Source organism: Streptomyces sp. NPDC037288, assembly GCF_055603265.1.
The window spans coordinates 92,588-107,586 of sequence record NZ_JBVJVY010000015.1; the positions used below are offsets into that span (position 1 = coordinate 92,588).

Here is a 14,999-nt window from a genome sequence, read left to right on the forward strand (position 1 = left end):
CCGGATCATGGCCTGTGACCGGCGGGTTTGTCAGTAGCCCGGCAGCGCTCCCACGGTGTTCCGTCAGCGTTCCCCGTGTGCGTACCGGCGCACGGCGAGCGGCAGGAACACCGCGGTCAGGGCGAGGCTCCAGGCGAGCGACCCGGCGACCGGGTGGGCCACCGGCCACGCGGAGTCCGGGGGGACGGGTGCGTTGCCGAAGAGGTCCCGCAGGGCGGTCGTCACCGCGCTGATCGGGTTCCACTCGGCGAGCGTGCGCAGCCAGCCCGGCAGGTTGCCGGTCGGGATGTAGGCGTTGGACAGCAGGGGCAGTACGAAGGAGGAGGCGCCCAGCTGCCCTGCGGCGTCCTCGCTGCGGGTGAGCAGACCGAGGAAGATCCCGGCGCAGGTGCAGGCGAACCGGAAGAGCAGCAGCAGCCCCACCGCACCGGCCGCGTCGATCGCCGACCCCTTGATCCGCCACCCCACCGCGAGCCCGGCCAGCAGCAGCGGCACGGTGCCGAGGCTCGTGACGACGAGGTCGGCGACCGCCTGTCCGAGCGGTACGGCGGCCCGGCTCACCGGCATCGTGCGGAACCGGTCCATCACGCCTCGATGGGTGTCCGCGGCGGCCTGGAACATGCCGGTCATCAGCCCGCCGGCCGCGGTCGCGACCAGCAGCCCCGGCACCAGGAAGGACCGGTACTCACGACCGGGCATCGCCAGCGCGCTGCCGAACACATAGCCGAAGAACAGCAGCATGTTGACGGGCATCATCTGGGTCAGGATCGCCAGGCCCGGACTGTTGCGGACCCGGCGCAGCTGCCGTCCCGTCATCGCCAGGCCGTCGTACGCCAACGCGCTCATGCGGCACGCTCCTTGCTGTCGGCGGACTCGTCGCCGGAGTCTCCGGTGAGCCGCAGGAACACGTCGTCGAGGGTGGGCGGGCGCAGGCTCGCGTCCAGCAGCGGCACGCCCGCCGCGTCGAGTTCGCGCACGAGGCGCGGCAGGGTGAGCGTCGCGTCGGTGGTCACGGCGCCGACGGCGTTGCGCTCGCGGTCGAACGCCGGTGCGCTCCCGGTCAGGTGGTCGAGTACACCCGCGGCCCGCGTCAACGCGCTGCTGTCGGCCACCACGGCCTCCGCGTACGACCCGATGAGCGCCTTGAGTTCGGCGGGCGATCCGGTGTGCGCGACGCGTCCCCGGTCCACCAGGGCTATGTCGTCGGCGAGTTGGTCCGCCTCCTCCAGGTACTGGGTGGTCAGCAGCACGGTCGTGCCGTCCGCCTTCAGTTCGCGCACCGCCTGCCAGATGCGGGTGCGGCTGACCGGGTCGAGCCCGGTGGTCGGCTCGTCCAGGAAGAGCACGCCGGGGCGGCGGATGAGACTGGCCGCGAGGTCCAGCCGGCGCCGCATGCCGCCGGAGTAGGTCGAGGCCTTGCGGCCGGCGGCCTCGGTCAGGCCGAAGCGCTCCAGCAACTCGTCGGCCCGGGCGGCCGGACCGCGCACCCGGTGCAGCCGGGCGAACAGCCGCAGGTTCTCCCGGCCGGTGAGGTCACCGTCGACCGAGGCGTACTGCCCCGTGACGGCGATCCGGCGACGCACGTCCGCCGCCTCCCGCACGAGGTCGTGGCCGGCGACCCGCGCCGAACCGCCGTCCGGCCGCAGCAGGGTGGTCAGCAGCCGCACGGCCGTCGTCTTGCCGGCTCCGTTGGGCCCGAGCAGCCCGCACACGGCGCCCTCGGCCACCGCCAGATCCAGCCCCCGCAGGGCCCGTACAGCGCCGAAGCGCTTCTCCAGGCCCTCACTAAGTACAGCGTACGTAGTAGTCATGCCGCGACCATACCGCACTGCGTACGTTGTACGTAACTAGGATGGTGACCGAGGTGATGACCGATGGCAGTCCGAGGGGCCGTCCCCGAAGTGATCTGGGCGCGCCCCGAGCGCACCGGCCGGGGTCCGAAGCCGGCGTACACCCGCGACGACATCGCGGGCGCCGCCGTCCGGATCGCCGACGCGCGGGGGCTCGACGCGGTGTCGATGCGGCACGTGGCGGCGGAGCTGGGCTGCGGCACCATGTCGCTGTACAACTACGTCCCCCGCAAGGAGGACCTGTACGAGCTGATGGTGGACGCGGTCAGTTCCGAGCACGAGCCGTGGGAGCCGAGCGGCGACTGGCGGGCCGACCTGCTCCGGATGGCGCACCAGACCCGCGCGCTGATGCACCGGCACCCGTGGATGCCACGCCTGATGTCACCGGTGTACGGCTTCAGCCCGCACGCCCTGCGCTATCTGGAGCACTGTCTGGCCTGCCTGGACCCGCTGCAGGCGTCCTACGGGACGAAGCTCGAGCTCATCGCGATGCTCAACGGTGTCGTGACGACGTACGTCCGCAACGAACTGGACACGGCCGAGCGGGTGCGGGCCCTGCCGTGGTCGGAGGACGAGGAGAACGCGGTGCGGATCGCGTACCTCGGGTCGCAGATCGCCTCCGGCGCGTATCCCAGGATGGCGGCGGCCTTCGCGGAGGATCCGGGGCCGATCGATCTGGAGGCGGTGTTCGAGCGGGCGTTGGCGCGGGTGCTGGACGCGTTCGCCTAGATCAGGGCGAACTGGCCCTCCGGACCCTCCTCGTGGTGGTCCAGGACCGAGGCGGGGCGGCGGGCCGCTTCCGGTACCGGCAGGGTGCCCGCCTCGATGAGATCGCTCGCCGTGACCGCTGACGCCACCTTCAAGCCGGACCGCTGCGGCCCCAGTTCCGCCAGCAGGGCCAGGACCGTGATCAGCTCCAGGAGCTCCGACGTCCAGGGCTGCGGCCAGGTCGCCGGGCGGATCGCGGTGAGGGTGCCGGGGGCGGCCGGGGCGGTGCGGGCCGTGAACCAGGACTCCAGGACCCGGACTCCGGCCACCCTGTAGTCCCAGGCCTGCGGCGGCACGGGGGAGATGCGGCCCTCGTCCAGGTGGAGGGTTTCCTCGTCCTCGTCGTAGTGCAGGGTGAGGGGCCGGGCCGGCAGGGGGGCGCGGACGTAGGGGCGGCGGCCCCCCGGCAGCCTGGGGCGTTCGCCGTCGCGGCGCATCAGCCACAGCATGCGGTGGCCCAGCTCGACGCCGGCACGCCACAGTGCGGTGTCGTCCGTGAGCGGCACGGTGAGGTCGGGACGGATCGTCGCCAGGATCCAGGCCAGCACGTCCGCCGCCGCGGGGCGGTCGGACAGCCGGGCGGAGAGGTGGTCCTGCAGACCCGGGGCCAGGTTCGGTTCGGTGCCGCCGGGGCGGCGCCACAGGGGGCGGACGCGGCCGGGGCGGAGCGCGGGCAGGAGGGAGGTGGCCAGCAGCGGCGTGTCCGTGTCGCCCGTCTCCACCGTGAAGACCTGGTGCGCGTCCGCCACCCGCCACAATTCCGGGCGGGCCGTGTCGATCAGCCGGTGGTCCGGGATCAGCCACTGCTCGTCGAAGGGCGCCGCCAGGACGCGGACCGGCTCCGCGCAAGGGCCCTCGGCGCGGGCCAGCCGCTCGGTGCCGGTGGACTGCCGGGGCAGTTGGCCCACCGCCGAGTCGAGGGTACGCGAGCGGGTCGGCTCGAACAGGGCCTGCCGGTCCGGGCCCCCGGCCTTCAGCAGGGCGTCCCAGCGGGCCTTCAGAGAGCCCGGGTCGGGTGCCGTCGGCCAGGCGCGGCCCGGCCGCAGCGGTGCGACGGACCACGGCATGAGGTCCGCCAGCAGCGGAGCGTCGTCGTGCGTCACGCAGGGCATCGTACGACCTGACCGGGAACCGGTGTCAGGTCGCGTCGAGGGTGACGGTGAACGAGAACCGGTCTCCCCGGTAGTGGATGACCGCCACGTCCAGCACCCGCCCCGCGGCGTCGTACGTCACGCCCGTGTAGTGCAGGATCGGGCTGAGCAGCGGGACCTGGAGCAGCCGGGCGGTCTCCGGGTCGGCGAGGCGGGCCTGCACGGTGTCCGTGATCCGGCTGATGTCCGCCTTCACGACGTCCCGCAGCACCTTGGTCATCGGCCAGCGGATCAGATCGTCCACGTCGATGCGCGCGGCGAGTTCGGGGCGGACGTGGTTGACGGCGTGGTTGGTCGGCTCGCCGGTCTTCTCGTCGCAGCGCAGGCGGTGGTACGCCGCCACCTCCGCGAGGTCGGGGAAGTACTCGGCGAGACCGGGCGGCACGGGCACCGGGCCGTGGTCCAGCAGTTCCGTCGTCATGCCGGACTGCTGGGCCACGATCGCGTCCACCGAGCCGAGCAGGCGGACCGGTGCGCCCCGCCGGGCGTCCGGCTCGATGAACGTGCCGCGCCGCCGGTGCCGGCTGATCAGCCCCTCGTCCTCCAGCTCCTTCAGTGCCTGCCGCATGGTCAGCACGCTCACGCCGTAGTGCTCCGCCAGCTGCTCCTCCGTGGGCAGCCGCAGCGGGTCCGCGGGGGAGCGGCCGAGTATCGAGGCGCGCAGCGACTGCGACACCTGGTACCACAGCGGCAGCTTGCGGTTCAGGACGATCGAATCCGGGGCGAAGGAGGTCACGCGGCTATCCGTACCTGTCGATGAACGTGCGGCGCAACAGAGGCGGCGTCACGCGCGGAAATGGCGCTCCAGTCCCTGCCACACGTCGTCGTAGCGCTGCTGGAGGTGGTCGGCGCCGGCCGCCTGCGGGGTGAGGGTCACCGGCCAGCGGGTCTCGAACATGAACGCCAGCCCGTCGTCGATCTTCTGCGGCTTCAGCTCGGCTGCGCTCGCCTTGTCGAACGTCTCCCGGTCCGGTCCGTGCGCCGACATCATGTTGTGCAGCGAGCCGCCGCCCGGCACGAAGCCCTCCGCCTTCGCGTCGTACGCCCCCTCGATCAGGCCCATGTACTCGCTCATCACGTTCCGGTGGAAGTACGGCGGCCGGAAGGTGTCCTCGCCCACCAGCCAACGCGGCGCGAAGACGACGAAGTCGACGCCGGCCAGGCCGGGGGTGTCCGAAGGGGAGGTCAGGACCGTGAAGACGGACGGGTCGGGGTGGTCGTAGGAGATGCTGCCGATCACATTGAAACGGCGAAGGTCATAGACGTACGGCACATGGTTGCCGTGCCAGGCGACCACGTCGAGCGGGGAGTGGCCGTAGGTGGCCGTCCAGAGGTTGCCGCAGTACTTGTTCACGACCTCCACCGGGCCGGTCACGTCCTCGTACGCGGCCACCGGCGCCCGGAAGTCCCGGGCGTTGGCGAGGCCGTTGGAGCCGATCGGGCCGAGGTCGGGCAGGCGGAAGGGAGCCCCGTAGTTCTCGCACACATAGCCCCGCGCCGACTCGTCCAGCAACTCCACACGGAAGCGCACCCCCCGCGGAATCAGCGCCACATGTGCGGGCTCCACATGCAGCCGGCCGAACTCCGTGTGCAGCAGCAGCCCGCCGCTCTCCGGCACGATCAGCAGCTCGCCGTCGGCGTCGGAGAAGACGCGCTCCATCGACGCGTCGGCGTGGTACAGGTGCACGGCCATCCCGGTGCGCTGGGTCGCGTCGCCGTTGCCGCCGAGCGTCCACAGGCCGGCCAGGAAGTCGGTGCCCGCGGGCGGTTCGGGCAGCGGGTTCCAGCGCAGCCGGTTGGGGTCGGGCACGGTCTCGGTGAAGGGGGCCGTGCGGATCGAGCCGTTGGCGGTGCGGGTGAACGCCGGGTGCGCGGCCGACGGGCGGATGCGGTACAGCCAGGAGCGGCGGTTGTGCGCCCGCGGCTCGGTGAACGCCGTGCCGCTCAGCTGCTCCGCGTACAGCCCGAGCGGTGCCCGCTGCGGCGAGTTGCGGCCCTCGGGCAGGGCGCCCGGCACCGCCTCCGAGGCGTGTTCATTGCCGAACCCGGTCAGATACGACAGCCCCTCGGCGGTCTTCCGTGCGTCCCCGCTCATGATCGCTCCCTTGCGCTTCCTGATTCCTATGTAACACCGTAGGAATGCGCGGAGGCGGGCGCAAGAGGGCACGGGGTACTACGTCCGAGGGACTGCGTGAGGTGGCCGGAACCCGACTTCAGGCGGATTCGGCGGACCGATGCCTTGTTCTAGTCTCCCGGGCATGCCCAGGACGTCGTGGACCCGAAGGACGCTCGCCGCGCTCGCGGCGTGCGTCCTGCTGCCGCTCGGCGCGGCGGGCTGCGCGGGCGGTCCCGCCCGGACCGGCGCCGTTTCGGCCTCGCCCGTCGGCAAGGTCCTGGACGCCACCGACGGCACCGGCCGGCATCTGCGCGAGGTCGACCCGAACAACGCGCCGCAGGTCGGTGTCGAGGTGACCCCGCACGCGGGCGGCGGCTGGGACCTCCGGCTGGCCTTCCACCACTTCCGCTGCTCCGCGCCCGGCGCCGGGCCGACGGCGGTCACCGGGCGCGGGCTCGCCCACCTCTTCGTCGACGGCCGCCGGGTCACCCGGCTGCGCTCCCCCCGGTACCACCTGCCCGACCGCCTCGTCCCGCACGGCACCCACCATGTCACCGCGCGCCTGTACGCCGACGACGGCACCGTGTGGGCCGTCCACGGCAAACCGGTGCAGAGCACCGCCGACATAACGGTCTCGGAGGCGGATCCGGTGACGGCCGGGCCGCCGGCCGGGGTGACGGCCCCGGCCGCCGGAAAATGAGTGCACCGGCCACCCTTGTCCGTACGGGAGGGGGAGGTTCACCGGACCGCGGCGGAGAGGCATCATGAAGCCCGTGCCCCATGCGACATCGCTCCGCCGCGCGCCGGTCCAGCGGCGCAGTGCCGAACGGCTGACCAGGATCCTCGACGCGTGCGCCGAACTCCTCGACGAGGTCGGCTACGACGCCCTGAGCACCCGCGCGGTCGCCCTGCGCGCCGGTGTGCCCATCGGCTCCGTCTACCGGTTCTTCGGCAACAAACGGCAGATGGCCGACGCCCTCGCCCAGCGCAACCTGGAGTGGTACACCGAGCGCGTCACCGAGCGGCTGGAGAAGGCGCGCAAGGGCGACTGGCGGGCCGCGATGGACGCGGTCCTCGACGAGTACCTGGCCATGAAGCGCACCGCGCCCGGCTTCTCGCTGGTCGACTTCGGCAACCAGATACCGGTCGGCGTCCGCCAGGCCGAGCCCAACACCCGCGTCGCCGACCGGCTCACCAAGCTGCTCTCCGGCTATCTGGAGCGCACCCCCGACGAGGAGCTGCGCCGGGTCTTCCTGGTCGCCGTGGAGAGTGCGGACACCCTCGTCCAGCTGGCCTTCCGGACCGACCCGGACGGGGACGAGGCGATCATCACGGAGACACGGGAGCTGCTGCGGGCGTACCTGGCGCGCGTGCTCGACTGATCGTCCGGTGGAATCCCCGTACGAGAAGGCCTCCCCTCCGTGCATACCGGTCGGTATGCTCGCCTCGAGCCCGTCCGTGCTCGCCCGGCACCGCCGCCGACCCCCCCGGGAGGACCCGTGTCCCGCACCGCCCTGCGCATATGCCCCCTGTGCGAGGCCACCTGTGGCCTGACCCTCAGCATCGAGGGCACCCGCGTCACCGGCGCCCGCGGTGACCGCGAGGACGTCTTCAGCAAGGGGTTCATCTGCCCCAAGGGCGCCTCCTTCGGGGCCGTCGACTCCGATCCCGACCGGCTGCGGACCCCGCTCGTCCGCCGGGGCGGCCGGCTGCGCGAGGCCACCTGGGAGGAGGCCTTCGACGCGGTCGCCGCCGGTCTGCGCCCGGTCGTGGAGGCATACGGCCCGGACTCCGTCGGCGTGGTCCTCGGCAACCCCAACGTGCACACCGTGGCCGGCGCCCTCTACCCGCCGGTCCTCCTCGCCGGCCTGCGCACCCGCAGCCTGTTCACCGCCTCCACGGTCGACCAGATGCCCAAGCACGTCTCCAGCGGACTGCTCTTCGGCGACGCCAACGCCATCCCGGTGCCGGACCTCGACCACACCGGCCACCTGCTCCTCATCGGCGCCAACCCCCTGGAGTCCAACGGCAGTCTGTGCACCGCACCCGACTTCCCCGGCAAGCTCAAGGCGCTCAAGGCCCGCGGCGGACACCTGACCGTGGTGGACCCGCGCCGCACCCGGACCGCGAAGCTCGCCGACCGGCACCTGGCGATCCGCCCCGGCACCGACGCCCTGCTGCTCGCGGCGATGGCGCACACCCTCTTCGCGGAGGACCTGGCCGACCTCGCGCACCTCGCCCCGCACGTCCAGGACGTCGGCGAACTCCGGGAAGCCATGAAGGAGTTCACCCCGGAGGCCGTGGCCGGCGCCTGCGACGTCGAGGCCGGTGTCATCCGCACCCTCGCCCGCGAACTGGCCGCCGCCCCCACCGCCGCCGTCTACGCCCGCATCGGCAGCTGCACCGTCCCGCACGGCACCCTGGCCAGCTGGCTGGTGGACGTCCTCAACATCCTCACCGGCAATCTGGACCGCCCCGGCGGCGCCCTCTTCCCGCAGGCCGCCACCGACAGGACACCCCGCCCGGCGGGCCCCGGCCGCGGCTTCGCGCTGGGCCGCTGGCACTCGCGGGTGCGGCGGCTGCCCGAGGCCAAGGGCGAGTTGCCGCTCTCCGCGCTCGCCGAGGAGATCGACACCGCCACCGACGAGGGCGAGCCGGTCCGCGCGCTGGTCGTCGTGGCCGCCAACCCGGTGCTCTCCGCGCCCGACGGCGACCGCCTCGACAAGGCCCTGGAGTCCCTGGACTTCATGGTCAGCGTCGACCCGTACCTGAACGAGACCTCGCGCCACGCCCACGTCGTACTGCCCCCGCCCCCGCCCTCCCAGAGCCCGCACCACGACTTCGCCTTCAACACCCTCGCCGTGCGCAACCAGGTCCGCTACAGCCGGCCCGCCGTCCCGCTGGAGCCCGGCCGCATGGCCGAGAGCGAGATCCTCGCCCGGCTGGTCCTCGCGGCCACCGGCATGCACGGCGCCGACCCGGCCGCCGTCGACGCCATGGTCGTCGACCAGACCCTCGGCAAGGCCGTCACGGAGCAGCACTCACCGGTGTACGGCCGCGACCCGCGCGAACTCGCCGCACAGCTCACCGGCGAGACCGGCCCCGAGCGGCGGCTGGACCTGATGCTGCGCCTCGGCCCGTACGGCGACGGCTTCGGCGCCCGACCGGACGGGCTGAGCCTGGCGGAGCTGCTCGCCCACCCGCACGGCATCGACCTCGGCCCGCTGCGTCCCCGCCTGCCCCAGCCGCTGAAGACCCGTAGCGGCAAGGTCGAGCTGCTGCCCGAGCCGATCGCCGCCGACCTGCCCCGGCTGCGTGAAGCCCTCCAGGAGCGCCCGGAGGGGCTGGTCCTCGTAGGCCGCCGCCACCTGCGCTCCAACAACAGCTGGATGCACAATGTGCCCGCCCTGACCGGCGGCTCCAACCGCTGCACCCTGCACATCCACCCCGAGGACGCGGCCCGGCTCGGCGTCCGCGACGGGGCGGACGTACGCGTCAAGGGCGCCGGGGGAGAGGTGGTGGCCCCCGCCGAGGTCACCGACGCCGTACGACCCGGGGTCGTCAGCCTGCCGCACGGCTGGGGCCACGACCGCCCCGGCACCCGCCTCGGCCACGCGGCCACGGCCCCCGGAGTCAACGTCAACCAGCTCCTCGACGGCAGCCTGCTCGACCCGCTCTCGGGCAACGCGGTCCTCAACGGCGTCCCCGTCCAGCTCGCCGCAAGCCTGTGACCTGGACTTTCGCGCTTATTGCTCACACGTCAACATCTTGTTAACGCCAGTCGACGGGACCTAACGTCATCGCACCGCCGACCCCCAGGTGGGATGTTCAAGGGCGAACGTTAGGTATCCATCCATGCTCACCATCCTCGGCTTCGCCATGATCGCGACCTTCCTGGTCCTGATCATGCTGAAGAAGATGTCGCCGATCGCGGCGCTCGTGCTCATCCCCGCGCTGTTCTGCGTGTTCGTGGGCAAGGGCGCCAAGCTCGGCGACTACGTCATCGACGGCGTCACCGGCCTCGCCCCCACCGCGGCGATGCTCATGTTCGCGATCGTCTACTTCGGTGTGATGATCGACGTCGGCCTCTTCGACCCGACGGTGCGGGGCATCCTCAGGTTCTGCAAGGCCGACCCGCTGCGCATCGTCGTCGGTACGGCGGTCCTCGCCGCGATCGTCTCCCTGGACGGCGACGGCTCCACCACCTTCATGATCACCGTCTCGGCGATGTACCCGCTGTACAAGCGCCTGAAGATGTCCCTGGTCGTGATGACCGGCGTCGCCGCCATGGCCAACGGCGTGATGAACACGCTGCCCTGGGGCGGCCCGACCGCCCGTGCCGCGACCGCGCTGAAGGTCGACGCGAGCGACATCTTCGTGCCGATGATCCCGGCCCTGGCCGTGGGCCTGCTGTTCGTCCTCCTCCTCGCCTACGTCCTCGGCCGCCGCGAACGCAAGCGGCTCGGCGTGCTCACCCTGGACGAGGTGCTGGTGGAGGAGACCTCCACGGCGAGGGAGACCGTTCTCGTGGGCGCCGGGTCCGCCGGCACGTCCGCCGCGGGTACCGGGGGTTCGGGCCCCGGTCTGCCCGAGGGACCGGACGGCGACGAGGGCTTCCAGGGCCTCGACCCGCACCGCCCCACCCTGCGCCCCGGGCTGTACTGGTTCAACGCGCTGCTCACGGTCGCCCTGCTGACCGCCATGATCATGGAGTGGCTGCCGATCCCGGTGCTGTTCCTGCTCGGCGCGGCCCTCGCCCTGACCGTCAACTTCCCGCACATGCCGGACCAGAGAGCCCGGATCGCCGCCCACGCCGAGAACGTCCTCAACGTCTCCGGCATGGTCTTCGCCGCCGCCGTCTTCACCGGAGTGCTCCAGGGCACCGGCATGGTCGACCACATGGCGAAGTGGCTGGTCGGCAACATCCCCGCCGGCATGGGTCCGCACATGGCCCTCGTCACCGGCGTGCTGAGCATCCCGCTGACGTACTTCATGTCCAACGACGGCTTCTACTTCGGCATCCTGCCGGTGCTCGCCGAGGCGGGCCACGCGCACGGCGTCTCCTCGCTGGAGATCGCCCGCGCCTCGATCGTCGGCCAGCCCCTGCACATGTCCAGCCCGCTCGTCCCCGCCGTCTACGTCCTGGTCGGCATGGCCAAGGTGGAGTTCGGCGACCACACCCGGTTCGTGGTCAAGTGGGCCGCCCTGACATCCCTGGTGGTGCTCGGGGCAGGGCTCCTCTTCGGCATCGTCTGACCGTTCCCGGAGGTCTCGACCATGGCGCCCGGTGGGAACCGCGGCTGGCTGCCCCGCCTCGTCCTCGCCTTCGGCTTCGCGCAGGGGGCGGTGTCGACGGCCCGGCCCGCCGTCTCCTACCGGGCCCTCGCGCTGGGCGCCGACGAGCGGGCGGTCGGTGTCATCATCGGTGGTCCCGGCCTCGCGCACGGCAGCGCGGTCGCCCTCGTGGTGGCGGGCGCCGGCGCGGCGGTCGCGTTCACCTCGCTGTGGCGCATCGAGGACCGTACGGCCGCGGGATCCCGTTCCCCGCAGGGCGGGCGGGTGCCGGTCGCCCTGCGGGGAACGGGGCGTGCCCGCGGGCATGCTCATCAGCCTGTCGGTGCTGTCCGCGACGGACATCCTCACCGCGTATCTCCCCGTGGTCGGCGAACACCGGGGCATCGCCCCCTCGGTCGTCGGTGTCCTGCTCGGCCTCCGCGCCGGCGCCACGATCGCCTGCCGCCCGGTCCTCACCCCGCTGCTCCGGCTGCTCGGCCGGCCCGCGCTGCTCACGGTCCTCGGCTTCTGCCTGGGCGTGGGGCAGTCGCTGTCGATGACGACGGTGGTGCGGGCGGCACCCCAGGAGGCCCGCTCCACGGCGCTCGCGCTGCGGCTGACCGGCAACCGGCTCGGCCAGGTGGCCGCCCCCGCCGCCGCGGGCCCGGCCGCGGGCCTGGCCGGGGTGCGGCGCCGTTCGTGCTGCTGGGCGCGTTGCTGCTGCTGTCCTCGGGCGTGGCACTGCGGTCGCCGGGGCGGCCAGAGGGGCCAGGGGGCGCGGCGCGGGCGCGGCCGGGACGCTCGGTGTTGCGCCGCACGAGCGATATCTGACGACGCGCCGGGCGTCGCTGCCCAGGCGGGCGGTGCGTATGACGGAGAGTTCAGACGAAAGAGCGATTTGTATGAAAATCGTCTGAACTCGCGGAGGATTGCGCATGCCCAGCCTGACACTCCCACGTGCCGTCGGCTCCCGCGCGGGCGCCACAATCGTCCTCACCGCCTTCGCCGTGGCGGGCGCGTCATGGGTAGCGGCGCCGAACGCGGTGGCCCAGGGGGCGAACGGCGACATCAGGGTGCACCGCGAGGGGGTGCCCTACGGTGTCTCGAAGGACGACCCGGTGGTCTGCCGGTTCTACCTCGACGCCGTCAACTTCGACATCCTGCCCAACATCGCCTACATCATCCAGGCCCAGCCCCCGCTGCCCTCGGCGTCCACCGTCACCGGCATCATCCAGCTCGCCGAGGGTGCCGGGCACACCGACCCGATCGGCCTGACCGACGGGCAGTACAGGCTCACCTGGGTCGCGGCGGGCGCCGTCAAGGAGAAGCTCTTCCGCGTCAACTGCCACGACGAGCACAACGACCCCGCGCATGGTCCGGGGCAGATCGAGGATCACCAGGACCACCAGGACCACCAGGACCACCAGCAGGACGGTCCCGGCTGGGGGCAGGGCGACCACGACCCGCCGAAGGGCGGTGTGCACGCGGGCGGCGGCGGTCTCATCGACACGGCCGCGGGGTACTCGCCGCTGGCCGCCGCGGCGGCCGTGGGCCTGGTCGCGGTCAGCGGTGTCGCGTATGTCCGGCTGATCCGCCGGCGGCCCCATGGTGCCGCGTAGGCGCAGACGCAGGCCGTGGTACCGGACCCGCGCCTACCGCCTGACCAGGACGGCCCTGCTGGTGACCGTCCTGGTGACGGCGGGCAACCGCTGGTGGGGCGGGCATGCCGGGCCCGGCCGGGCGGACGACCCGGACGCGGTGTCGGCCGCCGGCCAGGGGGGTGCGAACGGGGAGGAATCCTGCAAGCCCCCTTCCGGGCCCTCGCCCCGACCGCTGCCCCCGTCCCGGCCGACGTCCTTCCGCATCCCCTCCCTGGGCGTCGACGCGCCGATCACCGGCCTCCGGCTCGACGGCGAACGGCAGTTGGAGACTCCGCCGGTGGACAGGCCCAGGCTGGTCGGCTGGTACGAGGGCGGCCCCACACCGGGCGAGTCCGGCACCGCGATCGCCGTCGGTCACCGGGACACCATGACCGGCCCGGCCGTCTTCGCGGCGCTCGCCCAGGTCAAACCCTGCAAGCTCATCGAGGTCAAGCGCGCCGACGGCCGTACCGCCGTCTACACCGTGGACCGGATGAAGGTCTTCGACAAGGCGGGCTTCCCGGACAAGGAGGTCTACGGCCCGGTCGGGCGACCGGAACTGCGCGTGCTGACCTGCGGCGGCCTCTACAGCCGGCGGACCGGCTACACCAGCAACGTGGTCGTCTTCGCCCACCTGAGCGCGACCAGGTGACGCGCCCGGCCGCGACCGAGCGCCCCGGCGGGCCGCCCGACCCGGTGCGTGGGCGCCGGCCGCCCCGGCGATGATTTCCTGGTACGTCTGGCGCCGAAAAACTAACGCCGCTAGTTTGTGTGCCGGACGACGCAGACCCGCCGGGAGGAAGCAGCATGAAGGCACACGACGGCCTGTACATCGACGGCGCCTGGCGCCCCGCCGAGGGCACGGATGTCATCGAGGTCGTGAATCCGGCCGACGAGCAGGTCGTCGCCCGGGTCCCGGCGGGCGGCGCCCTGGACGTCGACACCGCCGTCCGTGCGGCCCGCGCCGCCCTCCCCGCCTGGGCGGCCACGCCCCCGGCCGAGCGCGCCGCACGTCTGACCGCCCTCCGGGACGTCCTCGTGGCCCGCAAGGACGAGATCGCCGAGACCGTCACCGAGGAGCTGGGCGCCCCGCCGCAGTTCTCCCGGGCCGTGCACGCGGCCGTGCCGATCGCGGTCGCCGGCTCCTACGCCGAGCTGGCCGCCGGCCACTCCTTCGAGGAGAAGGTCGGCAACTCCACCGTCCTGCACGAGCCGGTCGGTGTGGTCGGCGCGATCACGCCCTGGAACTACCCGCTCCACCAGATCGTCGCCAAGGTCGCCCCGGCGCTCGCCGCGGGCTGCACGGTCGTCCTCAAGCCCGCCGAGGACACCCCGCTCACCGCCCAGCTGTTCGCCGAGGCGGTGCACGAGGCGGGCGTGCCGGCCGGAGTGTTCAACCTGGTCACCGGCCTCGGCCCGGTGGCCGGCCAGGCCCTCGCCGAGCACCCGGGCGTGGACCTGGTCTCCTTCACCGGCTCCACGGCGGTCGGCAGGCAGATCGGCGCGGTGGCGGGCGCGGCCGTCAAGAAGGTGGCCCTCGAACTCGGCGGCAAGTCCGCCAACGTCATCCTGCCGAGCGCCGACCTCGCCAAGGCGGTGCACGTCGGGGTCGCCAACGTGATGTCCAACTCGGGCCAGACGTGCAGTGCCTGGACCCGCATGCTGGTCCACCGCGACCAGTACGACGAGGCCGTCGAGCTGGCCGCGACGGCCGCCGCCAAGTACGGCGACCGCATCGGCCCCGTGGTGAGCGCCAAGCAGCGGGAGAGGGTGCGCGGCTACATCGAGAAGGGCATCGCCGAGGGCGCCCGCCTGGTCACCGGCGGCCCCGAATCCCCCAGCGACATCGGCTACTTCATCACTCCGACCGTCTTCGCGGACGTGACGCCCGGGATGACGATCGCCCAGGAGGAGATCTTCGGCCCGGTCCTGTCCATCCTCCGCTACGAGGACGAGGAGGACGCCCTGCGCATCGCCAACGGCACGGTGTACGGCCTCGCGGGCGCCGTCTGGGCCGGCGACGAGGCCGAGGCGGTGGCCTTCGCCCGCCGTATGGACACCGGACAGGTCGACATCAACGGCGGCCGGTTCAACCCCCTCGCCCCCTTCGGGGGCTACAAGCAGTCGGGGGTCGGCCGGGAACTCGGCGCGCACGGACTCGCCGAGTACCTCCAGACCAAGTCCCTCCAGTTCTGAGGAA

At 72.7% G+C, this 14,999-nt stretch carries 13 protein-coding genes and 1 pseudogene; 9 read left to right on the forward strand and 5 right to left on the reverse strand.

Features of this window, described 5'->3' with window-relative positions:
- Positions 1 to 63: 63 nt before the first annotated feature.
- Both ACZ7GZ_RS19365 and ACZ7GZ_RS19370 read right to left on the reverse strand, forming a co-directional pair.
- On the reverse strand, positions 64 to 846 hold the full coding sequence (locus ACZ7GZ_RS19365) for an ABC transporter permease (RefSeq protein ID WP_471025543.1): 783 nt from the start codon (positions 844 to 846) through the stop codon (positions 64 to 66).
- A complete protein-coding gene (locus tag ACZ7GZ_RS19370) occupies positions 843 to 1,811 on the reverse strand; it encodes an ATP-binding cassette domain-containing protein (protein ID WP_471025546.1) in 969 nt (322 codons plus the stop codon). The genes ACZ7GZ_RS19365 and ACZ7GZ_RS19370 overlap by 4 nt, the downstream gene beginning before the upstream one ends.
- A gap of 63 nt (positions 1,812 to 1,874) precedes the next feature.
- On the opposite strand from ACZ7GZ_RS19370, the gene ACZ7GZ_RS19375 reads away from it, so the two are divergent.
- A complete protein-coding gene (locus tag ACZ7GZ_RS19375) occupies positions 1,875 to 2,579 on the forward strand; it encodes a TetR/AcrR family transcriptional regulator (RefSeq protein ID WP_471025549.1) in 705 nt (234 codons plus the stop codon).
- Here ACZ7GZ_RS19375 and ACZ7GZ_RS19380 read toward each other — a convergent pair.
- The 3 genes from ACZ7GZ_RS19380 to hmgA are packed head-to-tail and all read right to left on the reverse strand — an operon-like array spanning position 2,576 to position 5,864.
- Positions 2,576 to 3,730 carry a type ISP restriction/modification enzyme gene (locus ACZ7GZ_RS19380; protein ID WP_471025551.1) on the reverse strand — a complete coding sequence of 385 codons (1,155 nt, stop codon included), beginning with the start codon at positions 3,728 to 3,730 and terminating at the stop codon, positions 2,576 to 2,578. The two genes, ACZ7GZ_RS19375 and ACZ7GZ_RS19380, sit on opposite strands and share 4 nt — an antisense overlap.
- Before the next feature lie 25 nt (positions 3,731 to 3,755).
- Positions 3,756 to 4,505: a GntR family transcriptional regulator gene (locus tag ACZ7GZ_RS19385; protein WP_471025554.1), complete on the reverse strand. Its 750-nt coding sequence runs from the start codon at positions 4,503 to 4,505 to the stop codon at positions 3,756 to 3,758.
- 48 nt (positions 4,506 to 4,553) lie between these two features.
- Positions 4,554 to 5,864 (reverse strand): homogentisate 1,2-dioxygenase, encoded by a 1,311-nt coding sequence (hmgA, locus tag ACZ7GZ_RS19390; protein ID WP_471025557.1) that lies wholly within the window; start codon positions 5,862 to 5,864, stop codon positions 4,554 to 4,556.
- A 163-nt stretch (positions 5,865 to 6,027) separates the two neighbouring features.
- On the opposite strand from hmgA, the gene ACZ7GZ_RS19395 reads away from it, so the two are divergent.
- The 8 genes and pseudogenes from ACZ7GZ_RS19395 to ACZ7GZ_RS19430 all read left to right on the forward strand — a co-directional run bounded on the left by ACZ7GZ_RS19395 (position 6,028) and on the right by ACZ7GZ_RS19430 (position 14,995).
- Positions 6,028 to 6,585, forward strand: a complete 558-nt coding sequence (locus tag ACZ7GZ_RS19395) for a hypothetical protein (RefSeq protein ID WP_471025560.1) — start codon at positions 6,028 to 6,030, stop codon at positions 6,583 to 6,585.
- A gap of 64 nt (positions 6,586 to 6,649) precedes the next feature.
- The gene (locus tag ACZ7GZ_RS19400; RefSeq protein WP_471025563.1) at positions 6,650 to 7,267 is read left to right on the forward strand and encodes a TetR/AcrR family transcriptional regulator; all 618 of its coding nucleotides are present in this window, start codon (positions 6,650 to 6,652) and stop codon (positions 7,265 to 7,267) included.
- A 117-nt stretch (positions 7,268 to 7,384) separates the two neighbouring features.
- On the forward strand, positions 7,385 to 9,616 hold the full coding sequence (locus ACZ7GZ_RS19405; protein ID WP_471025564.1) for a molybdopterin oxidoreductase family protein: 2,232 nt from the start codon (positions 7,385 to 7,387) through the stop codon (positions 9,614 to 9,616).
- A gap of 124 nt (positions 9,617 to 9,740) precedes the next feature.
- Positions 9,741 to 11,141, forward strand: coding sequence for a CitMHS family transporter (locus ACZ7GZ_RS19410; RefSeq protein WP_471025567.1), 1,401 nt, complete (start codon positions 9,741 to 9,743; stop codon positions 11,139 to 11,141).
- Between the two features lie 21 nt (positions 11,142 to 11,162).
- A pseudogene (locus ACZ7GZ_RS19415) lies at positions 11,163 to 11,990 on the forward strand (hypothetical protein).
- Positions 11,991 to 12,094: 104 nt separating this feature from the next.
- Positions 12,095 to 12,778 carry a hypothetical protein gene (locus ACZ7GZ_RS19420; RefSeq protein WP_471025569.1) on the forward strand — a complete coding sequence of 228 codons (684 nt, stop codon included), beginning with the start codon at positions 12,095 to 12,097 and terminating at the stop codon, positions 12,776 to 12,778.
- Positions 12,765 to 13,451 (forward strand): class F sortase, encoded by a 687-nt coding sequence (locus ACZ7GZ_RS19425; protein WP_471025572.1) that lies wholly within the window; start codon positions 12,765 to 12,767, stop codon positions 13,449 to 13,451. Before ACZ7GZ_RS19420 ends, ACZ7GZ_RS19425 begins: the two co-directional genes overlap by 14 nt.
- 155 nt (positions 13,452 to 13,606) lie before the next feature.
- On the forward strand, positions 13,607 to 14,995 hold the full coding sequence (locus tag ACZ7GZ_RS19430; protein ID WP_471025574.1) for an aldehyde dehydrogenase family protein: 1,389 nt from the start codon (positions 13,607 to 13,609) through the stop codon (positions 14,993 to 14,995).
- Positions 14,996 to 14,999 lie beyond the last annotated feature (4 nt).